Annotated in this window: 15 protein-coding genes; 5 read left to right on the top strand and 10 right to left on the bottom strand. The window is 63.1% G+C overall.

Annotated features, from left to right (window positions below; translation table 11 throughout):
- Positions 1-781: 781 nt before the first annotated feature.
- Genes M5C01_RS09580 through M5C01_RS09570 form a run of 3 tightly spaced genes read right to left on the bottom strand, consistent with a single transcriptional unit; the run spans position 782 to position 2550 of the window.
- Positions 782-1453, bottom strand: a complete 672-nt coding sequence (locus M5C01_RS09580; RefSeq protein ID WP_103499202.1) for a GNAT family protein — start codon at positions 1451-1453, stop codon at positions 782-784.
- Between the two features lie 17 nt (positions 1454-1470).
- Entirely contained in the window at positions 1471-1917 is a 447-nt protein-coding gene (locus M5C01_RS09575) for a GNAT family N-acetyltransferase (RefSeq protein ID WP_152736617.1), read from the bottom strand.
- A gap of 9 nt (positions 1918-1926) precedes the next feature.
- Entirely contained in the window at positions 1927-2550 is a 624-nt protein-coding gene (locus tag M5C01_RS09570; RefSeq protein WP_152736618.1) for an FMN-binding negative transcriptional regulator, read from the bottom strand.
- Between the two features lie 90 nt (positions 2551-2640).
- Here M5C01_RS09570 and M5C01_RS09565 point away from each other — a divergent pair, with 90 nt between their 5' ends.
- Together M5C01_RS09565 and M5C01_RS09560 are read left to right on the top strand one after the other, a co-directional pair.
- Complete coding sequence (locus tag M5C01_RS09565) at positions 2641-4191, top strand: PLP-dependent aminotransferase family protein (protein ID WP_152736619.1); 1551 nt, start codon at positions 2641-2643, stop codon at positions 4189-4191.
- An 86-nt stretch (positions 4192-4277) separates the two neighbouring features.
- A complete protein-coding gene (locus tag M5C01_RS09560; protein WP_152736620.1) occupies positions 4278-7628 on the top strand; it encodes a DUF6543 domain-containing protein in 3351 nt (1116 codons plus the stop codon).
- A 37-nt stretch (positions 7629-7665) separates the two neighbouring features.
- On the opposite strand, the gene M5C01_RS09555 is transcribed toward M5C01_RS09560, so the two are convergent.
- Both M5C01_RS09555 and M5C01_RS09550 read right to left on the bottom strand, forming a co-directional pair.
- Positions 7666-8766 carry a polyamine ABC transporter substrate-binding protein gene (locus M5C01_RS09555; protein ID WP_152736621.1) on the bottom strand — a complete coding sequence of 367 codons (1101 nt, stop codon included), beginning with the start codon at positions 8764-8766 and terminating at the stop codon, positions 7666-7668.
- 12 nt (positions 8767-8778) lie between these two features.
- Complete coding sequence (locus M5C01_RS09550; protein WP_103499208.1) at positions 8779-9810, bottom strand: histone deacetylase family protein; 1032 nt, start codon at positions 9808-9810, stop codon at positions 8779-8781.
- Positions 9811-10110: 300 nt separating this feature from the next.
- On the opposite strand from M5C01_RS09550, the gene M5C01_RS09545 reads away from it, so the two are divergent.
- On the top strand, positions 10111-12645 hold the full coding sequence (locus M5C01_RS09545) for an autotransporter outer membrane beta-barrel domain-containing protein (protein WP_152736622.1): 2535 nt from the start codon (positions 10111-10113) through the stop codon (positions 12643-12645).
- A 15-nt stretch (positions 12646-12660) separates the two neighbouring features.
- Here the strand turns inward: M5C01_RS09545 and M5C01_RS09540 are convergent, their stop codons facing one another.
- From M5C01_RS09540 to aspA, 5 genes are all read right to left on the bottom strand, one after another.
- The gene (locus tag M5C01_RS09540; protein ID WP_152736623.1) at positions 12661-13653 is read right to left on the bottom strand and encodes an AraC family transcriptional regulator; all 993 of its coding nucleotides are present in this window, start codon (positions 13651-13653) and stop codon (positions 12661-12663) included.
- Positions 13654-13876: 223 nt separating this feature from the next.
- Positions 13877-14272, bottom strand: coding sequence for a hypothetical protein (locus tag M5C01_RS09535; protein WP_103499211.1), 396 nt, complete (start codon positions 14270-14272; stop codon positions 13877-13879).
- A gap of 532 nt (positions 14273-14804) precedes the next feature.
- A complete protein-coding gene (locus M5C01_RS09530; protein ID WP_152736624.1) occupies positions 14805-15800 on the bottom strand; it encodes an asparaginase in 996 nt (331 codons plus the stop codon).
- Between the two features lie 133 nt (positions 15801-15933).
- Positions 15934-17379, bottom strand: coding sequence for an alanine/glycine:cation symporter family protein (locus tag M5C01_RS09525; RefSeq protein ID WP_152736625.1), 1446 nt, complete (start codon positions 17377-17379; stop codon positions 15934-15936).
- 395 nt (positions 17380-17774) lie between these two features.
- Positions 17775-19199, bottom strand: coding sequence for an aspartate ammonia-lyase (aspA, locus tag M5C01_RS09520; protein WP_103499214.1), 1425 nt, complete (start codon positions 19197-19199; stop codon positions 17775-17777).
- A 181-nt stretch (positions 19200-19380) separates the two neighbouring features.
- Between aspA and M5C01_RS09515 the strand changes: the two genes are divergently transcribed.
- Complete coding sequence (locus M5C01_RS09515) at positions 19381-20298, top strand: LysR substrate-binding domain-containing protein (RefSeq protein WP_152736626.1); 918 nt, start codon at positions 19381-19383, stop codon at positions 20296-20298.
- A gap of 211 nt (positions 20299-20509) precedes the next feature.
- Positions 20510-21001 carry a 5-(carboxyamino)imidazole ribonucleotide mutase gene (purE, locus tag M5C01_RS09510; RefSeq protein ID WP_040071792.1) on the top strand — a complete coding sequence of 164 codons (492 nt, stop codon included), beginning with the start codon at positions 20510-20512 and terminating at the stop codon, positions 20999-21001.
- Positions 21002-21007 lie beyond the last annotated feature (6 nt).

The following is a 21007-nucleotide window of genomic DNA, read 5'->3' as shown; positions in this document are numbered from 1 at the left end:
ATTGGTTTTGTGAGCGTTGGTGTTGTCGGTGATCTTGTTTACGCTGTCAGCGATGGCAGCGGCGTTAGTTTTGTGAGCGGCCGTGTTGGCAGCGATATTGTTCCGATTGGTTTCGACAATACCGGTGCTCGTGGTGGTAGGCCGGTGTAGCGGTGGCACCTGAGGGAGCGGTGGCTGTTGACCGGGAGCGCATTGCGGGCATAGTGGCGGGAGGGGCGACACGTATATCCCAACAGCAGAGCCGTCGGGCTGGATGTATGCCTCAAAGGGAGCCGTATTCCCGTTGTTAGGTTTGACCCAAAAAACGCCGGGAGCGGTGGGGTTTGGGTCGACGACCGTATAGGTATTGGGCCTTAGACCTTGTGGGTACTGAGGGACTGGTGGCTGTTGACCGGAACCAATGGGAGCCTCCCACACAGTGCCGCCCTCTGGGGTCGTTCCGAGATAGGTAGCATTCGGGTCGATAGGTCGGCTGAGTATTGGCGTCTGCGGATAGGCTAGTACCTGCTGACTGGCAATAACACTGGATGCCAGTGCGACCGATATGGCGAGTCGATTAAGGGGCGTTGGCATGGAATTTCGACCTCCTGGAAAATTGAGGCCGAAATGTATCTATCCATGTAATCGATAAATGTCGGGATTTTTACCCGTCTTTTGCAAGATATGTCACCGGTTTGGTGACGATTCGAGGTGTGTTTTATGACCCTGTGGTCTTACGGTGGCCGACGCGTCAGCCACCGTATTTTCAGGTCGAGGGGCGCTGCGCTTTCAGGCTGTCCGGTTAACCCCGGCACTCGACCAGGGACTTGATTTGCCCGACCTCGGTCAGGTTCTCTTCCGACAACCAGCGCTCGAACCCGGCATTCACCGTCGGCCATTCCGAATCGATAATGCTGTACCACGCCGTATCGCGGTTCCTGCCCTTGACCACCATATGCTGGCGGAACACGCCTTCGAAGCTGAAGCCCAAACGCTCGGCCGCCGTACGCGAGCGGGCGTTGTCGTTGTTGCACTTCCATTCCAGGCGCCGGTAACCCATGGCGAAGGCTTCCTTGGCCAGCAGATAGACCGCCTCGGTGCTCTTGGGCGAACGCTGCATCGGCGCGCCAAAGGTGACGTGGCCGATTTCGATACGTCCCTGGGCCGGGACGATTGACATCAGGCTGAGAATGCCCTGGACCTCACCGCTGGCCTTGTCGACCACGCTGAAGAAATACGGATCGCTATTGGCCGCATGGTTGTTCAGCCAGTCATTGAAGGCGCTGCGCTCCGGGAATGGACCGTAAGGCAGATAATCCCAGAGCTTGGGATCGGCGCCGGGGCCCGTCAGGGCCTGCCAGAGATCGTCGCCATGGCGGGCCGGATCGAGTTTTTCCAGGACGATAAAACGCCCCTCCAGACGCTGGGCCGAAGGTGCCGGCGCGCCTTTCCAGTTTGCTAGGGATATCGACATGAGGCTTTCCTTGAGGCTTACAACGCTTGGCGAAATTGAATGAAACCGGGGCGCTCGGCAATCCGTTCATACAGCTGGATGGCCGTGGCGTTGGTCTCGTGGGTCAGCCAGTGGACTTTATTGCACCCGGCCTCGGCCGCCGTGGCATAGACATGCTCGATCAGCAGCCGTCCCAACCCGGTTCCGCGCTGGCCGGGCGCCACGAACAGGTCCTGCAGGTAGCAGGAATTCTGCACGCTCCAGTTCGACCGATGGTAGATGAAATGCACCAGGCCCACGGCCTTGCCGTCCTGCCAGGCGAGGGCGGCGTGGGTGGTTTCGGCCGGGTCGAGAAAACGTTGCCAGGTCGACTGGTAGATCGCGTCCGGCAGCTCGGTTTCATAGAACTTCAGATAGGCCTGCCATAGCGGGCGCCAAACGGCCTGGTCGGCGGCGCTGACCGGGCGGATCTCGATGGAACTCATGGTGACTCCTTAGCGCATCAATTGGGCGAGGGCTTGGTCCTGGCTGTCGGCGCTGGCCGCCAGCCCTTGTTGCACGCCGGCTTGGTCGGCGGCGCTGCGGTTCTGGCTGAGCTTGCGTTTGCCTTCCAGGCGCTGGATCGGCAGGGCAAAACCGACAATGGCCTTGAGCATGCTCTCGATGTACGGCGCGGGGGCGTCGGCAACTTTCCACGGCTTGTCCCGGCCCGCTTCATGGCGGTCGGTCAGGGCGCTGACCAGGTTGAGCAGGCGATCAGCGTCATCGAATACTTCGGCCTGGCCGTAGGCATGCACGGCCACGTAGTTCCAGGTCGGCACGACCTTGCCGTGCTCGGCCTTGGCGGGATAGAAGGACGGGCTGACATAGGCATCGGCTCCCGGGAAGATCACCAGCACTTCACCGCCCTCCGCCAGTTCCTGCCACTGCGGATTGGCCCGGGCCAGATGGCCATAGAGCGTGCCATTGGGACCTTGCTCGGGTCGCAGCAACAGCGGCACATGGATGGCTTGCAGGCCGAGCTTGCCATGGGTGACCAGTGTCGCCAGGCGAGTGCCCTGGATATGTTGCTGCAGGGTGAGCAGGTCTTGCTCGGAAAAGGCGCTGGGTGTGTACATGGAAATTTTCCTTGGCGAATACCCTCATCCTAGGCAGGCTATTGGTTGGTTGTAAGAGCCATTACCGGCGATTTTCATAGGTCCAATGCCATGCCCAGTCCATCGTTGCCCCTGCCGTTCGATCCTGCCGGGATCCACCTCGATCCGGCCAAGGGCCTCAGTCGCCAGCTCTATCAGGCCCTGCGCCTGCGGGTGCTCGACGGGCGCCTGGCCAGTGGCAGTCGTCTGCCGGCCAGCCGCGATCTGGCCAGCGCCCTGGCGATTTCCCGCAACAGTGTGGTGCGGGCCTATGACCAGCTCTACGCCGAAGGCTTTATCGAGGGCCGGATCGGCGATGGCACCTACGTCGCGCAACTGCCGGAAAAAGCCCTGCCGATCAAAAAGTTGTCCACAAAACTATCCACAGGGTTTTCAACAGGCTTACCCACAGGGTTATCCACAAAATCACCCGAAACTGCTGGGGTTACATCCAGTAAAGTTATCCACAATCTGGCCATGGAGCGCATCGAGAGCAACCCGATGCACAAGCCACCGAGCGGTCCGCCGCGGGCTTTTCGGGTCGGCGTGCCGGCGTTCGACCTGTTTCCCTTTGGCGTCTGGGCCAAGCTGCAGGCGGCTTTCTGGCGTAAACCGGATTTGCAGTTGCTGTGTTACGGCGAGGCGGCGGGGGAGGCGCGCTTACGCGGCCTGATCGCGGCGTACTTGCGCAGCTCTCGGGGCCTGTCCTGCACGGCTGAGCAAATTGTGATCACCAGTGGCGCGCAGCAGGGCATTAGCCTTTGTGCACAGTTGCTGGTGGACCCCGGCGATGGCGTGGCGGTGGAGAATCCCGGGTACCGCGCGGCCCGTTTGGCCTTCGCGGTGGCGGGGGCCAAGCTGCATGGCGTGACGGTGGACCATGAAGGGCTCGATTGCGTCGAACTCGCGCAATTGCCGGACTGTCGGCTGGCCTATGTGACCCCCTCCCATCAATACCCCACCGGGGTGATCATGAGCCTGGCCCGGCGCCTGGAGCTGCTGGCCTGGGCCGAGCGCAGCGGCGGCTGGATCGTCGAGGACGACTACGACGGCGAGTACCGCTACAGCGGCGCGCCGCTGGCACCCTTGGCGGCGCTGGATCGGCAGGGGCGGGTGCTGTATGTCGGGACCTTCGGCAAGATCGCCTTTCCGGCGTTGCGCCTCGGCTACCTGGTGCTGCCGCCGACGCTGGTCGAGGCCTTTGCCCAGCGCCGCGCCCTGGATATGCGGCACTCGGAGGTCAGCACCCAGGCGGTGATGGCCGAGTTCATGGCCGCCGGGCACTTCCAGCGGCATATCCGCCGCATGCGCCGGGCCGCGCTGAGTCGGCGCAATGCCTTGTTGGCCCATTGGCCGGCGAATATCCCGGGCTGTGGCGACTTGCCGGCGGTTGCGGCGGGCCTGCACCTGACGGTGCCGGTGGAGAGTCTGGCCCGGGAGCGGGAGTTGATCGCGCAAGCCGAGAGCGTCGGTGTCGAAATCAGCCCCTTGAGCAGCTACTGGATCACCCAGCCCGAACCGCCCGAAGACCGGCGTGCCGGCTTGGTACTGGGGTTCGCGGCGGTACCGGAGGTGGATATCGAGTCGGCGCTGGCACGCTTGCGCACAGCCTGGAAGCTTTAGTCGCAAAGGGTAGTAACCGGCTACCGCAGGCCGTCGCGCGGTCGATGTTTATTTATTCCCGGAACCCGCCACCAGGATAAATCGACATGACGTCCCCCCTTGCGCGCGCAGTCTTGAGCGAAAGCGAACAGGCTGAGAGGGTCTGCACCCTCAGTGATTATTTTGCCCAGCGCCCGACCCTGGAAAGCGTGGCGCCCGGCCTGGTCCGCGACATGCTGGAAGACCACTACCCGGCGCAGGGCGAGCGGCTGACCCATGCCGCGCTGATCGAGCCGGAACCGTGCGGCAATCAGGTGGAATACCGGGTCCTGACCCTGGCGCACTTGTTGATCGAGCGCTTGCTGGGCGAAGAAAAGCGGATATGTCCGGCCGGCAGCTATGTGACGCTCTATCCGGGCGCGGAGCATCCGGAGCAGTTGTCCCTGAGCGTTGAGACGCTCGATACGCTGCTGGACGAGTGGGCTCCGTTGTTGCTGGAGGCGTACAAACAGGGTCTGGTGGACTTCTGGAACTCGCCACTGGCGGGGAATGTCGCCCCCTGGCAGCGCCTTTCCGAATTCTTCGCGGCGCAATTGCGCCTGGCGTGCGCGGCGCTGTCGGGCGATGAATTGGCCGGTGTGAGTGCAGTGCTCGACTATCCCGACCTGAAGGCGCGCGAGGCCAAGTTCGGCAGTGATTGCGCACAGGCCTATATCCCTATTATCGATAGCCGCATCAAGGGTCCCGAGCCCTTGCGCATCCAGGCACTGGTTATCAGCCACTGGGTCGGCGAGCGCCAGATCGTCTTGCTTTACAGCCTGTTCGGCGGGATCGAAACCTTCGATTCCACCCGAGCGCTTGAAGAGTCCCTGAGCGTGACATTGAGCGGCGAGGACTCGGGTTTCAGGAGTTACTCGCCGGACCATCATATCTTCGATGCCCTGACCGTGAGCCTGCTGGTACGCCAGTTGGAGGCCATCGATGCGATCAAGCCGAGTGACTATCGCGACCCGGAGGCCCTTGAGCAACACCTGCGTGAGTTGACTGGTTTGCAGGCCTTGTTCGGTGCCTTTCGTTCCGGTCACGAGGCGAAATTGGCGAGCCTGGATGACTTGCTCCCCGAGGCGTTGCGCAAGGCGTCGGCGGCGGATCGCACGCGTTATGGTCGTTACGTGGCGGCGCTCGCGACGGTGCATCGGGGTCATGCCGGCAAGGCGTTTCTCGATGGCATTCCCGATATCCGGACCTTTGCCGGCCAGTCGTTGCGGGCGAGTTTGCAGGCGAAATATCCAGCGGCCGCGAGCGTGTCGGTCAGCGATATCAGCGTGACCCTGACGCGTATCGCCAACAGCCCCTCCGAAATGGTCGACAGTGCGCTTGACGCTCGCTATGAGTCACAGGCCCAGGATTATGTCGCCATGGCGCTGAAGAACCTTGAGGCTTTCCCTCTTGGCGCATTGGTGCAGGTTCATTACCAGGGTCGGACAGCGCCTCCCTGGATGAGCTATGACGCGCTGCGCACGGCGGTGAGTGACGCCGATATCGGCAGGACTTACCCCGAGTTGCTCAGGCAGAAATTGCAGCGCGATCAGGCCGAACGAGCCCGGCAAGAAGGGCTGTTTACCGACTACCTGCGGGTCCTGCTGCCGATGTGGGCGCTGGAGCTGCGGCTCGAGCGGAAACTGACGGAGACCGCCCGTCTTTATGTCGAGGCGGTGATAACCCGGGACATTGGCGTCCGTGAGGTGCTGGGGCAGCCCATCGTGGTCAGGCCCCTGGCTTTTCTGGCGCATCCCGGTGCCACGGCGGACCGGGTGCGCAATATGTTTGTGATTGGCCCGCAGGCGACGGCCCAGGGCCCGCAGGTGCTGTGCCGCCCCGGCGCCAGGGTGCTCTTGCTTGAGTTTCCATCCTGGGTCGGCTTGTTGACGGCCATCCAGCGGGAGGGACCTTTGCAGCAGTCGGTCCTCGACGGCCTGGACAGCGCAAGGCGTTCAACCTATGAGGATGGCGGATTCAAGGAGCCGCACCTGACCCGGGTGACCAACTCCGATTGGAATATCCCGGACACTCCTGAGCCGGCTGCGCTGGACACCACGCCGCTGTCCGGGTCGTTTTGCGCGGCACTGTTCGCCGCCAGCGTCGAGGCGTTGATCGCGCAGGCCGAGGCGGACTCGGTGTCCAATGCCGAGGATCGCTGGAACCGTTTCGTCGATCTGGGTTGGGCCTTGTTCGGCCTGCTACAGCCCTTGTTGCCTGGGCCCCTGGCGGGTTTCGGCTGGCTTGTGCAATTGCTCTCCAGCCTCAAGGCTTTGGCCGATCCCCATGCGTCCCATCCCTGGGTGGCGTTCGCCGACGTCTTGCTGAACCTGGCGGTCGTGCTGGTGTATCACCGTCGGCCGCTGATCGGGCAAGCCGGGGCCGTGGGCCCGAGGCCGGTCCTCAGTAACGCGGTGATCAAGGAACCTGCCGTCAGCGCGGCGAACCAACTGGTCTTTGCCTGGACCCGCCCGGGACGTCAGTTCACGGCTTCCGAGCTGGTCCGGCTGGAGAAGTTCAAGCTGTCGCTGTCCGAGGCGCCCGGCACCTTGCTGGAATCGGGCGACTGGAAAGGCCTGTATCGGCGCGACAAGCTTTTCTATGCCCGGGTCGACGATGCCTGGTTTCGGGTGTCGCGCAAACTCGATGGGGTGGTGATCATTGATGACCTCCATCCGGCGCGACAGGGTCCCTGGTTGAGGCGCGACAGCTCGGGGCTTTGGCAGTTGGATCGCGGCCTGCGCCTGCTGGGCGGCGTGGGCGAATTGAGTGTACGTGCCGCGAAGAAGCTCAAGTCGCTGGAGAAGAAGGCCCGTGATCTGTTGGATAGCGTGCCGACGCTGCTGGCGGACGCCGAACGCAGTGCGAGCCTGGTGCAGGTCCCGCGTGATATCGAGGACATGCTCGGGATGAAGGCGCAGCCATTTTCAGCGCTCGGCAGGGAACTGCGGGATTTGACCCAGGGGCTTTCACAGTCTCCGCGGTTTTTGATTGCCGACCTGGAGCAGGCCGCGAGCACCTTGAACAAAAAGGGGCTGAGTCTGCGGGTCAACCTGACCAAGAAGCGCTTGCCGAGCGCCGCCGCCGTTGAGTTCCTGGCGCAGGAAGAGCAGATCACGGTCCACAAGCTGGGTGAGCGCCGGGATATCTCCGGCGGCAAGGGCAACGACTTCCTCGATGAGTACGAGATTCGCGACCGGCAGGGCAGGCCGCTGTGGTACGCGCATTTCCATTACCTGAGCGCGACCACGCCGGCGGCCCGTTTTTCCAAGGCTCACCTCAAGACCCGCGAGCAACGGTTTAAAGGGCTCAGTTTTCAGCGGGCCCAGGAGAGCGCCGGAAGCAAAGTCGATGCTATCTGGCGTGGAGACATCGGCCCCAAGCTGGCAGCGGCGTTGTTCCTGCCACCGAGTGCCTGAAGATCGCCCCCGCCCCTGTAGGGGGCGGGGGCAACACTCAGATCCCGGACTTGATCTTGGTCCAGGCCCGCGTGCGGGCCCGTTCGGCCTTCTGGTCCAGGGGTTGCAAGGTGTAGAGGGTCTTCATCGCCGCTTCGGTCGGGTACAGGTTGGCGTTGTGGCGGATCGCCGGATCCACCATTTCGGTGGCGTCCTTGTTCGGGTTCGGATACCCGACAAAGTCGCTGATCGGCGCAATCACCTGGGGTTGCAGCAGGTAGTTGATAAAGGTGTAGGCGTCCTGGGTGTCCTTCGCCCCCTTGGGGATTGCCAGCATGTCGAACCAGATCGGCGCGCCTTCCTTGGGCAGGCGCATGTCCACCACCACGCCGTTCTTGGCGTCCTTGGCGCGGTTGGCGGCCTGGGAGAAGCTGCCGGAGTAGCCGACGGCCACGCAGATGTCACCGTTGGCAATGTCCGCCATGTACTTGGACGAGTGGAAATAGGTGATGTACGGACGGATCTTCAGCAACAGCGCCTCGGCTTTTTCATAGTCCTTGGGGTTGTTGCTGTTGGGGTTCAGGCCCAGGTGCTGCAAGGCCAGCGGCAGGATCTCCGACGGCGAGTCGAGCAGGGCGACGCCGCACTGTTTGAGCTTGCTGATGTTCTCTTCCTTGAAGATCAGGTCCCAGCTGTCCACCGGCGCGTTGTCGCCCAGCGCCGCCTTGACCTTGGCCGGGTTGAAGCCGATCAGGATGGTGCCGTACATGTAGGGCACGGCGAACTTGTTGCCCGGGTCGTTGGCCTCGATCAGCTTCATCAGCTTGGGATCGAGGTGGTTCCAGTTCGGGATCTTGCTGCGGTCCAGGGGCTGGAACACGCCGGCCTCGATCTGCTTGGCGAGGAACACGTTGGACGGCACCACCACGTCATAGCCGGAGTTGCCGGTGAGCAACTTGGCTTCCAGGGCCTCGTTGGTGTCGAAGATGTCGTAGACCAGCTTGACCTGGGTGTTCTGGGCCTTGAAGTCGTCCAGGGCCTTGGGGGTGATGTAGTCGAACCAGTTGTAGACCCGCAGGGTGCGCTCCTCGGCATGGACGGCGGTGCTGAGCACGGCGGCGCAAAGGGCTGGGGCAATAAGACGCTTGAGCTTGTTCATTGTTCTAATTCCTCATTGAGCGTATTGGAAACCTTCGAGTACGTTCACGGCATTGATGCCGATTTCTTCTACTGCGTAGCCGCCTTCCATCACGAACAGCGTCGGCTTGCCCAGGCGGGCGATGCGTTCGCCCATGCGCAGGTAGTCCGGGCTGTCGAGCTTGAACTGGGAAATCGGATCGTCCTTGAAGGTGTCCACGCCCAGGGAAACCACCAGCACATCGGGTGCGTAGCGTTCGATCTCGCCGCAGGCCTGTTCCAGCGCCGCGCTCCATTGGTCCCAGGCCGTGCCGGCGGCCAGCGGATAGTTGAAGTTGAAACCTTCGCCGGCGCCTTCGCCGAGCTCGTCGGCATAACCGAGGAAGAATGGGAACTCGGCTTCCGGGTGGCCGTGGAGCGAGGTGAAGAGCACATCGCTGCGCTCATAGAAAATCGATTGGGTTCCGTTGCCGTGGTGGTAGTCGACGTCGAGGATCGCGACCTTCCGATGGCCTTGATCGAGGAAGGCCTGGGCGGCGATGGCGGCGTTGTTCAGGTAGCAGTAACCGCCCATCAGGTCGCTGGCGGCGTGATGTCCCGGCGGACGGCAAAGGGCGAAGGCGCTGCGGGCGCCGCGCTGGATCTCGGCCTGGGCGGTGAGGGCGACCTGGGCCGCGCTATAGGCTGCCTGCCAGGTGCCGGCGGTGATCGGCGCGCCGCCGTCGAAGCTGTAGTAGCCGAGTTCGCCGTGCAGGTTTTTCGGGATCACCCGGCGCAAGGTGCGGGCCGGCCAGGTGAAGGGCAGCAGATCACCGTCATGGCCTAGTGCGGCCCAGCGCTCCCAGGCGCCCTGGAAGAAATTCAGGTAGGCCTCGTCGTGCACGCGGCGGATCGGCTCCAGGCCGAAATCCTCCGGTTCGCGCACCGGGCCCAGGGCCTGATGCTGCACGCGGGCCAGCACATGGTCGGCCCGCGAAGGCATTTCGAAGCAGGGCATCAATTGCCCGTCGATCAGCTCGCAGCGGCCGTGGTGCAGGTGGTGATCGTCGGAATAGACCGTCAGCATTTATTGTTCTCCGATAGCGTGGGCTTGGCGTCATTCTTGATGCCCGGCGCCTTTGCGAGAACGGTGGGAGCGGCCAAAAGGGGATCGATATGGCCAAAATATATGTCCTGATTTCGCCCCTGAACGGAGCGAAGGGCGACGCCGTGGCCTGAAAAGGCGCACGCACGGGGGTTAGTTGTTACGGATTTTTTCGGACAGCCTTACAGAGGCAACCTGCCGCCGCGATCCGCTTTGCCCGACAGTGGTCCTTGATAGGGATGGATACATTCTCGCCTCCGATAACTCCAGGTAGGGAATGACATGCCGCCGATACAACACCCCCTTGGCTGGGCCGTTGCGCTAGCCCTTTGCACTGCCTTCGCGCCACCCCTGCTGGCTTCCAGCCGGGTGAGCCGGGGCGACACGCTGTATGTGGAGCATCTGGGCGATGCCTCGTCGATCATGGCGTCGAGCGCCGATGGGCTTTTTACCTGGCGCAATATCTCCCTGCGCAACGATGGCGTGGTGAAAGGCCTGAGTGGCTCGGGTGTCCGTGCCTACGGTAGCGGCACGGTGTTGAACTGGGGGCGTATCTCCGGCCATCGTACCGACGGTGTTTTTCTCACGGGGTACAACGGGGTCAGGATCGACGGGCTGGCGCGGGTAGAAAACTACGGCGTTATCGAGGCCGATGTGCCTAAGGGTGTCGGCACCTCTTCAGGGATCTCGATAGGCCGCGGCCTGGTGGTCAACGCCGAGGATGCACTGATCCAGGGGCCCAGCTTTGGCATCCTGGGCCAGGGCAAAGGTCCGATCAATGTGGTGAACCGCGGCACTATTCGTGGGCACCGGGGGATCAAGTTCAACGGCAATCACGATGACAGCGTGACCAACCATGGCTTGATCGAAACCACCTACATACAAAACCAGGACCCCCATGGCTCGACCGCAAGCGCCTATATGAAAGGTGCCTACCGCGCCGGCACGGCGATAGACCTGGGGGGCGGCAACGATACCTTGGCGCTGTACAGCGGCTCCCAGGTGTTTGGGGCCATTGACGGCGGCAGCGGCTCGGACCTGTTGCTCCTCGAGGGCGGCAGCGGCATGTTGGGGAATACGCGCAATTTTGAATCACTGTCGGTCAACCAGGGCACCTGGACCTTGACCGGCCCGGCGGATTTCAGCACCCAGGCCCGTGTCGGCAACGGCGCGGCGTTGATCAACAACGGTGGGATCACCGGCGCCACCTGGGTTGATCAGTTTGGTGTCTATTCCGGCAGCGGCAGTACCGACAGCCTGGTGGTCAACGGGACGATGTTCGCCAACTCCCAGTCGGGTGCACCTATCGTCACGCGTGATCTCACGATGGGCCCTTCTTCGATGCTGGTGTATGGCATTGACCGCGATGGCGGCAGTTCGACCATCGACGTTGGTGGCACGGCCTATCTGCAAGGGGCGACGCTGGTCCTGCGGCCCACCGCCGAGAGTGTGCCGTCGACCAGTGCGCATACGGTCCTGCGGGCCGGCCAGGTTGAAGGTGCTTTTCACAAGGTGGTCAGCGATCTGGTCTTCATGACCTACCGGCTGTCCTATACCCCCACGGATGTCGGGCTGATTTATAGCCGCAACTATGTGCCCCTGGAGCAGATCGCAGAATCCGGGAACGCCAAGCGCCTGGCCGCGAGCCTCGGGCAGACCGCCTACTTCGCCCCGGCCGCTGCACCCGACGGGCAGAAGGTCGATGACACCACGGCTCCGACGACGACCTCGGCCGGACAGGCACCGCCGCCTCCGGCCCTGGTCTCCAGCCTGATCACGAGTAACGCCGCGACGGCGAGAATCGCCATGAGTCAGCTTTCGGGCAGCCACAATGCCAACCTGGGCAATGCGACCCTGGGCGGTGTCGGCCAGGTCGGTGGCGGCATGCTCTCGGCGATGCGCCAGTGGAGCGACGACCGTCGTTTGCCCGGCTTCGAGACCTCCTCCGGCAGACCTGCGACGCTGGCGTTCGATGCGGATAGCCGTGGCGCAAAGGGCCGGGTGTGGGTTCACGGCCTGGGTAACGCGGGTAAATTCGAGAGCAGCCAGCAGAACGATCAGGCCATGCAGCGCAAGACCCAAGGCTTGCTGATCGGCAGCGACTGGGCACGGGCCGCCGATTGGCGTTTCGGGGTGGTGGGCGGTCAATCGCAGACGCGCCTGGATGGCAGCCATTTCAAGGGTACGATCGACAGCTGGCATCTGGGGGCTTATGCGTTGCATCAGAGCGGTCCCTGGGCGACCCGTCTCGGCGCCGTTCATAGTCGCCATGATGGCAACACCCGGCGTGATGTGGCTTTCGCGGGGTTCAGTGAGCGTCTATCGGGCAGGCACCAGGCCAGCAGCCAGCAGGTGTTCAGCGAGATCGGCTACGCCCTGGGCTTTGGCAACCTGAGTGTGGAGCCCTTTGCCGGCCTCGACTATCAGCGCTATCACCGTCGCGGCTACACGGAAAAAGGCGGCGATGCGGCCTTGAGTGTCAAGGCCCACTCCCAGGGCAATCTGCGCAGTACCCTGGGTGCGCGGTTTGCCCATGAGCACCGGCTGGATCGCGGCATGAGTCTGGCGCCGCGCCTCAGTGCCGGCTGGAAACATCGGTATGGTCAACTCACCCACGCCGTCATGCAGTCGTCGGCGTTGGGCGGCGATGCGTTCGAGATCCGCAGCGCCACGCTGGATCGCGACAGCCTGGTGGTGGACGCGGGACTGGATTGGCGCTTCTCCGAGAACCATGCCCTGGGCGTCGGTTATACCGGGGAAATCGCCGACAATCGCCAACTGCACGGTGTTCAGGGTGAATGGACCTTGCGCTTCTGAGCCGCTGTTCGCGTCTTATGGGCGGAACTGACTCGGGCTGACCCCGCTCCAGCGCACGAAGGCGTGGCGGAAGCTGGCGGTTTCGCTGAAGCCCAGCTCATCGGCGATGCGGTGAATCGGTAGCCGGGCTTCCCCGAGCAGTTGTTTGGCGCGTTCGAAGCGCAGTTCGTCGAGCAGTTCCTGGTAGCTGCAACCGAGGTCATTGAGGTGGCGGCGCAGGGTGCGGGCCGAACACTTCATCTGCTCGGCCAGACCTTCCAGGCCCGGCGCGGTGTGCAGTTGCGCGGCGAGCAAGTGGCGGATGCGCCCCAGCCACGCCTGGCGGCCGGTGAATTCGAGGTTGTGCTTGCGACAACGCTCGGCCATGGCCTGGTGGGTAATGGCGTCGGCCAGGGGCAAGGGTTGTTCCAGCCAGTGCCGGTCGAAGGCGAACGCGTTGCTGTCGGCCGAGAATTGCCGCGGGCAGTCGAAGCTGTCGCTGTAGTTGGCCTGATAGTCCGGTGCTTCGTGCTCGAAACGAGCCGCCAGCAAGGGCAGTGGGTGGCCGAGCAGGTCGTCGCAGATGACTTTCAGCGAGACCAGGCACAGCTCGGTGTTGAACACCGCCAACTGCGGGTTCTCCCGATAGTCCGCGGCGGTGAACCAGATGCGCTCGCCGTCGGTTTCCAGGCTCAGTTCGAAGAGTGTTCCCAATAGCGCCGGATAACGCAGGGCCAGGCGCAAAGCGTCACCGAAGGTGGCACTGGTGAGCAGGGCGTAGCCGAGTATGCCGTAGGCCGACACATGCATGCGCCGGCCCAGCTCCAGGCCGATTTCCCGGCGCAGGGCCACGGCATTGGCGCACACCTGCATCTCCTGGTTGGTGGTGATGCGGGTGTCGGCGCGGCTCAGGTCGGCGGCGCTGATGCCGCTGCCGGCCAGCAGTGCATCGCTGGCAATGCCCTTGTCGCGGAAGGCGTTGAGCACCAGGGAGACGGCGTTGAGGGTGGTGAGGTGAGAGTGGAGCATGCTCGATTCCATCCTTGCGAGGTATGGGAATCGAGCAAGTTGTGTGCCGACGGCTGACGGATGGGGACAGCACGGATTTTGTGGTGTGGTGCCATCTGATGTGGGAGCGGAGCTTGCCCGCGAAGAACGATAACGCGGTGTCTCTGAAAAACCGCGGCGTCTTCTTCGCGGGCAAGCTCCGCTCCCACACAGGCTCCGTTCCCACAAAAGCTAGGGGGGCGTTTCAGGTCGGTGTCGGTTGCGACCCCGCCAACAACGCATCGACTACCGCCCGAGCCATTTCCACCGAATGGATCATCGACCAGATCAGCCCGCGTTCGACGCCGCTGCCGTATTCGGTGATTTCATCGGAGACCTCCTCGGCGCAGCGCAGCATCAATGACACATGGATCAGCGCCTGCTCGGCGCTGATGCCTTCCTGCACGTTGAACAGCGAGAGGTGACGGCCGTCGTTGACGCAGCCGGGGCGGGCGGCGGTTTCTTTCAGGGCGGCGAGCAACGGCGGTTCGTGGCGTTGGCTGTTGAGGACCTGCAAGAGGTCGGCATTGGCTTTCTTGAGAATGGCGGTGATCCGGGCGCGGGCGGTCCTGCTGGGCGGATCGGGGACGATTTTATCCATGCGATGACTCCTATTGATGTCATGGAGCCGACACTGTTCGCGACTAAACGAAGGGGGTGGCGGCTGTACGCAGGTTAGTCGACCGGCCAATAGGAAACCGGCGCACCCGAGGGTGCCCTACGCACAGCCACCATAAACCTGGGGGCATAAAAAACGCCGGCCATAAGGTATGGGGGCGCTGTGCGCCTATTGAGCTCGGGCGACTAAACCCGTTCACTGCAATTGGGCAGTGACAAACGGAGACTAGTCACGTGGCTGGACAGGCGCAAGGCGTTGGGATTTTCTAGGAAATGTCGCTCAAGAAAAAGCGATTTGTCTGGTGCTGAGGTTGTTCTGCCCAGGTTTTTTCAATCCCGGTGAGTGAATGGGTTGGCCTCAACACTGCCGTCTTGGGGCCGAACACGGACCTTGTAGGAGCAGGGCTTGCCCGCGAAGGGGCCCTTGAGGACGCCAAAAGCTTCGCGGGCAAGCCCTGCTCCTACAGGTTCCTTGTGTTCTTGAGATCAAGCAGGACTCCAGTCAGCGAGGTGGTTCAGCTCAACTCGCCACACAGGTCCAGCTCGACCAAACGCCGCACTTCAGCCTGCTCCAGGCCCGCCCCCAACAACGCATGCAGCTTGCCGAACACCGCCTCACGGGTCATGCCGCCGCCGGACAGCACGCCGACACCACGCAAACGGCTACCCGCCTCATACACATCCAGCTCGACGCCGCCTTCATGGCACTGGGTGATCGCGACCACCACGATCCCCAGCTTCTGCGCGCGCTGGAGGCTGGCGAGGAACGCCGGGTTATCGCTCGGCCCGGTACCGCTGCCGAAGCACTCCAGCACCAGTGCCTGGATACCGCTGTCGATCAGGCCATCCAACTGCGCGGCAGCGATGCCCGGAACCAGCGGCAACACACCGACCGTCGTCAGTTGTCGGGCCTGACCGTAGCCCAGTTGCACCGGCAAGGTCTGCGCCTTGGCCACGCCGCCCGTACGCTTCAGCGCCGCAAACGGATGCCGGCCAAAGCTGCGAATCTTCGCGCAACGGGTCGGCGAAAGCATCTCGCCATGAAAGTGTAGGTGTACCCCAGGCGCCAAGCCCTGGCCCAACGCGACCAGCGCACCGCAGACGTTCTCCCAGGCATCGCTGTCCGGCACGCCTGCCGGCAACATCGAACCGGTAAACACCACCGGAGCCGGCAACCCCAGCAGTTGGAAGCTCATCGCCGCCGCGCTGTACGCCAGGGTGTCGGTGCCGTGCAGGATCAGCACGCTGTCGCACTGTTGCACCTGCACCGCATCGACCACCGCATCCCGCAGGCGCAGCCAGTACTCGGGGGTCATGTTGGCGCTGTCGATCAGCGGGGCCATTTCACGGAAACACCAGTCCGGCACTTTCAGGCCGCTGAGCTGTTCGCGCATCCGCGCTTCGAAACCGGACGCCGGGGCCAGGCCGTTGGCGCTGGCCTGCATGCCGATGGTGCCGCCGGTATAGAGGACCATGACGCGTTGTGCGGCAGGATAAGAGACGGAAGTCATTGCGGGTTCTCCTGGACGAATGCACCGTGCGCCGCAGCATGCCTGCGTGCGCAAGGTGTGTCACGTCAGGTGGCAGGACGCCACCTGGTAAGGTCTGTCGCGTCGGACGGCAGGGCGCCGCCCGTGGGAGCGATCAGCGTTGCGTGGCCGGCACGCCCTGGACAGCGTCTTGCTCGCGTGGCGCGGCTTTGCCCGGGGTTGGCCAGGCTGCCAGGTCCAGGTCCAGATCGGCGAACTTGCTCGAATCGAACACCGGCTGGCTGACGCCGGCACGGCGCTGTGCGTCGTAGTCGCGCATCACCCGCAGGCCGACCTTGAACAGCATGGCCAGGGCGATCAGGTTGACGAACGCCAGGCAGGTCATGGTGATGTCGGCGAAGGCGAACACGGTCGACAGGTTCTGCACCGAACCCCATACGATCAGGGCCAGCACCAGGGCGCGGTACACCATCAACACGATGCGGTTACGGGTCAGGAACTGCAGGCTGGTTTCACCCAGGTAGTAGTTGTAGAGGATGCAGGTGAAGACGAACAGCGACAGGGCGACGCTGACGAACAGACGGCCCCAGTCACCGACCACGGCGGCCAGGGAGTTCTGGGTCAGGACGATACCGTCACCTTCGAAACCCGGGGTGTAAAAACCCGACAGCAGGATCAGCAGGGCGGTACAGGTGCAGATCACGAAGGTGTCGAGGAACACGCTGAACGCCTGGACCACGCCTTGGGCGCCCGGGTGCTTCACAGCGGCCACGGCGGCGACGTTGGGCGCGCTGCCCAGACCGGCTTCGTTGGCGAACACGCCACGTTTCACACCCATGACGATGGCGCTGCCGAGCAGGCCGCCGAACGCAGGGTCAAGGCCGAAGGCGCTCTTGAAGATGGTTTCCAGCATGGCCGGCACGTGTTCGATCTGGCTGAAGATCACGTACAGGGTGACGCCGATGTAGGCCAGGGTCTTGACCGGAACCAGCAGGTCGGAAACCGAGGCGATGCGCTTGATGCCGCCGACGAAGACGATCGCCAGCAGGACCGCCAGGGCGATGCCGGTGTGGTTCGGCGAGAAGCCGAAGGCGTTCTGCAGCGAGTGGGTCACGGTGTACGACTGCAGGCCGTTGAAGGCGAAGCCGTAGGTGACCAGCAGCAGGATGGAGAACACCACCGCCATGCCTTTGAGCTTCAGGCCGTGCTGGATGTAGTAAGCCGGGCCGCCGCGGTACAGGCCGTCGCCATCGGCACGCTTGTAGACCTGGGCCAGGGTGCATTCGAAGAAGCTGCTGGACATGCCCACCAGTGCGGTGACCCACATCCAGAACACGGCACCCGGGCCACCCAGGGTCACGGCGATGCCGACACCGGCGATGTTACCGGCGCCGACGCGGCCGGCGAGGCTCAGCATCAGGGCCTGGAACGAGCTCAGTTGGCCAGCTTGACCACGAAGGGACTCTTTGAAGACGGTGAACATGTGGCGGAAATGGCGGAACTGGACGAATCGCGAACGAATCGTGAAGTAGCTACCGAGCCCGACAATGAGCACGATCAGTAATTTCCCTGAGAGGAAGTCGTTGATGACCTCAAGCATGGAATGGTTCCTCGCTGTTTTTTGATGCAAAGGCGGCTCGTTCGAAATATCGCGTTACACCCGATGTCACTGGGCAGTGTGGGCTGGCGATCTTTCATCCCGAGCTTGCGCGGGTTGTTTTTAGTGTTGTTTCGCGTGTTTCAGTGCCGCTGTACCGCGGATCGCTTACGCGAAGAGGGGCGGCACTATACCTATGAGCACCGCAGTCGTCTGTACTCGTTTGTAGTACAAACGACGAAGCGCAGGGTATTTCTGGTGAAGGCAGGGGCCGGGATAGAGCCTTCGTCCTACTTTCGGTTGTAAAAAAAAGGGCCTGAAGAGTGACCTTCAGGCCCTCAAAAGGTGAGAGGTGTCTAGTCCCTCGACCTGGTGAGCGTGTTGCAGTCCGGTGAAGTTCAGCCCTTCAGGGGCACCAGACGCGGAGCAATCATGTTTTCCGGGCGCAGGATGTCGGCGAGCATGGCGTCGTCGAGCAGGCCTTCTTCGCGCACCAGTTCCAGTACGCCACGGCCACTTTCCAGGGCGATGCGGGCGATCCGGGTGGCGTTTTCATAGCCGATGTAGGGGTTCAGCGCGGTGACCAGGCCGATGGAGTGTTCCACCAGTTCGCGGCAGCGGGCTTCGTTGGCGGTGATGCCGACGATGCAGTGTTCGCGCAGCATGTCCATGGCGCGTTGCAGCAGGCGGATCGAGTCGAAGATCTTGAAGGCGATCAGCGGCTCCATCACGTTCAGTTGCAGTTGGCCGCCTTCGGCCGCGATGGTCAGGGCCAGGTCGTTGCCGATGATCTGGAACGCCACCTGGTTGACCGCTTCCGGGATCACCGGGTTGACCTTGCCGGGCATGATCGAGCTGCCGGGCTGACGCGCTGGCAGGTTGATTTCGTTGATGCCGGTGCGTGGGCCGCTGGACAGCAGGCGCAGGTCGTTGCAGATCTTCGACAGCTTGACCGCGGTGCGCTTGAGCATGCCGGAGAACAGCACGAAGGCGCCCATGTCGGAGGTGGCTTCGATCAGGTCGGCGGCCGGTACCAGCGGTTGGCCGCTGATCAGGGCCAGACGGTCGACCGCCAGTTGCTGGTAGCGCGGGTCGGCGTTGATGCCGGTGCCGATGGCGGTGCCGCCCAGGTTGACTTCGGTCAGCAGTTCCGGGGCCAGGGTCTTCAGGCGGGCCAGGTCTTCGCTCAGGGTGGTGGCGAAGGCGCGGAATTCCTGGCCGAGGGTCATCGGCACGGCGTCTTGCAGCTGGGTACGGCCCATTTTCAGGACGTGGCTGAACTCCTGGCCCTTGGCGGCGAAGGCCTGGATCAGGCTGTCGAGGCTGGCGAGCAGGGCGTCGTGGCCCAGCAGCAGACCCAGGCGGATGGCCGTCGGGTAGGCGTCGTTGGTCGACTGCGCCATGTTCACGTCGTTGTTCGGGTGCAGGTACTGGTATTCGCCCTTGCTGTGGCCCATGGCCTCCAGCGCGATGTTGGCGATGACTTCGTTGGCATTCATATTGGTCGAAGTGCCAGCGCCGCCTTGAATCATGTCGACCACGAACTGCTCGTGGAAGTCGCCGCGCACCAGACGGGCACAGGCTTCGCTGATGGCCGCGTGTTTGGCTTCGGTCAGGTGACCGAGCTCGCGGTTGGCGTCAGCGGCAGCTTGTTTGACCATGGCCAGGGCCACGACCAGCTTCGGGTAGTGCGAGATCGGGACGCCGGAGAGACGGAAGTTGTTCACCGCTCGCAGGGTCTGGATGCCGTAATACGCGTCGGCGGGTACTTCGAGTACGCCAAGCAGGTCTTTTTCTGTGCGGAAAGATGCAGCGGAGGACATGATAGAAATCATCTCGATAAGAACCCGGTCGGTGCCGGAACGTTGGCAATGCTAGGCTTGAGGGAATTTTTGGGCCAATGCTGTTCAGCACTGGCCTATGCACAAACGGCATAATGTGGATGTGACGCGTTGTGTATGACGAGCGTGTGAACCAAAATGGTGCGCATGGTGGGAGGCGCCGATGAATCTCGAAAGCAAATGGTTGGAAGATTTCAGTGCCCTGGCGGCGACCCGCAGCTTTTCCCAGGCGGCCGAGCGGCGCTTTGTCACGCAGCCGGCGTTCAGCCGACGGATCCGCAGCCTGGAGTCGGCGCTGGGGCTGACCCTGGTCAATCGCTCGCGCACGCCGATCGAACTGACGGCGGCGGGGCAGTTGTTCCTGGTGACGGCGCGCACGGTGGTCGAGCAACTGGGCGAGGTGGTGCGCCATCTGCATCATCTGGAAGGCGGGCAGGGCGAAGTCATGCAGGTGGCGGCGGCGCATTCCCTGGCGCTGGGCTTCTTTCCGCGCTGGATCGCACAGTTGCGCAATGAAGGGTTGAATATCGCCACGCGGCTGGTGGCGACCAACGTCGGCGACGCGGTGCATGCGTTGCGTGAGGGTGGCTGTGACTTGATGCTGGCGTTTTATGACCCGGATGCGGCGTTGCAGATGGATGCGGAGATCTTTCCGTCGCTGCACCTGGGGCAGACCGAGATGTTGCCGGTCTGTGCGACGGGGCCGGATGGCCAGCCGTTGTTCGACCTGGAGGGCGAGGCGAGCGTGCCGTTGCTGGCGTATAGCGCCGGGGCGTTTCTCGGGCGCTCGGTGAACCTGTTGCTGCGCCAGCGCAATCTGCGTTTTACCACTATCTATGAAACCGCGATGGCTGACAGTTTGAAGAGCATGGCGCTGGAAGGGCTGGGCATTGCCTGGGTGCCGCATCTCAGCGTCCGGGCCGAGTTGGCGCGGGGCGAACTGGTGGTGTGTGGCGGCCCGCAATGGCATGTGCCGCTGGAAATCCGCCTGTATCGCTGTGCGCTGGTGCGCAAGGCCAATGTGCGTTTGTTGTGGCGCAAGCTCGAAGGCGCGGCGGCACAGACGCCGAGTCCGAATTGACCTGAAAGTCAGGTAAACCGGCCTTCAGCGGCTAAAATCCAGCAAACGACAGATGGTCGGTAAAGGTGCGTTTAACGCACTTTTTTCGGTATACTGCGCGGCCTTCGGCCGGCTTGCCCGGCCCCGATTCGTATGACAAGCCACGCCGGTCTCCCGCGTGGCTTGTTGTTTTTTGACGCGCCCGCGGGCGCCCAAGAGAAGAGGCACGACGATGAGTGCACTGGTTGGCGTGATCATGGGCTCCAAGTCCGATTGGTCCACCCTTAGCCACACCGCCGATATGCTGGAAAAGCTCGGCATCCCCTACGAGGTGAAAGTGGTCTCCGCCCACCGCACCCCGGACCTGCTCTTCCAGTACGCCGAAGAGGCCGAGTCCCGCGGGATCGAGGTGATCATCGCCGGTGCCGGCGGTGCGGCGCACCTGCCCGGCATGTGCGCGGCCAAGACCCACCTGCCGGTGCTCGGCGTGCCGGTGCAGTCGGCAATGCTCTCGGGCGTCGACTCGCTGCTGTCGATCGTGCAGATGCCGGCCGGTATTCCGGTCGCTACCCTGGCCATCGGCAAGGCCGGCGCGATCAATGCCGCGCTGCTCTCGGCGAGTATCCTGGGCGCCAAGCACCCGCATTTCCACACCGTGCTGAAGAAATTCCGTGCAGAACAGACAGACAGCGTGCTGGACAATCCAGACCCACGCGTCGCCTGAGGTTGA

Source organism: Pseudomonas sp. MWU12-2319 (assembly GCF_023242525.1).
Classification (GTDB): Bacteria; Pseudomonadota; Gammaproteobacteria; order Pseudomonadales; family Pseudomonadaceae; genus Aquipseudomonas; species Aquipseudomonas gingeri_D.
This window is presented reverse-complemented; position numbering and strand designations above follow the sequence as displayed.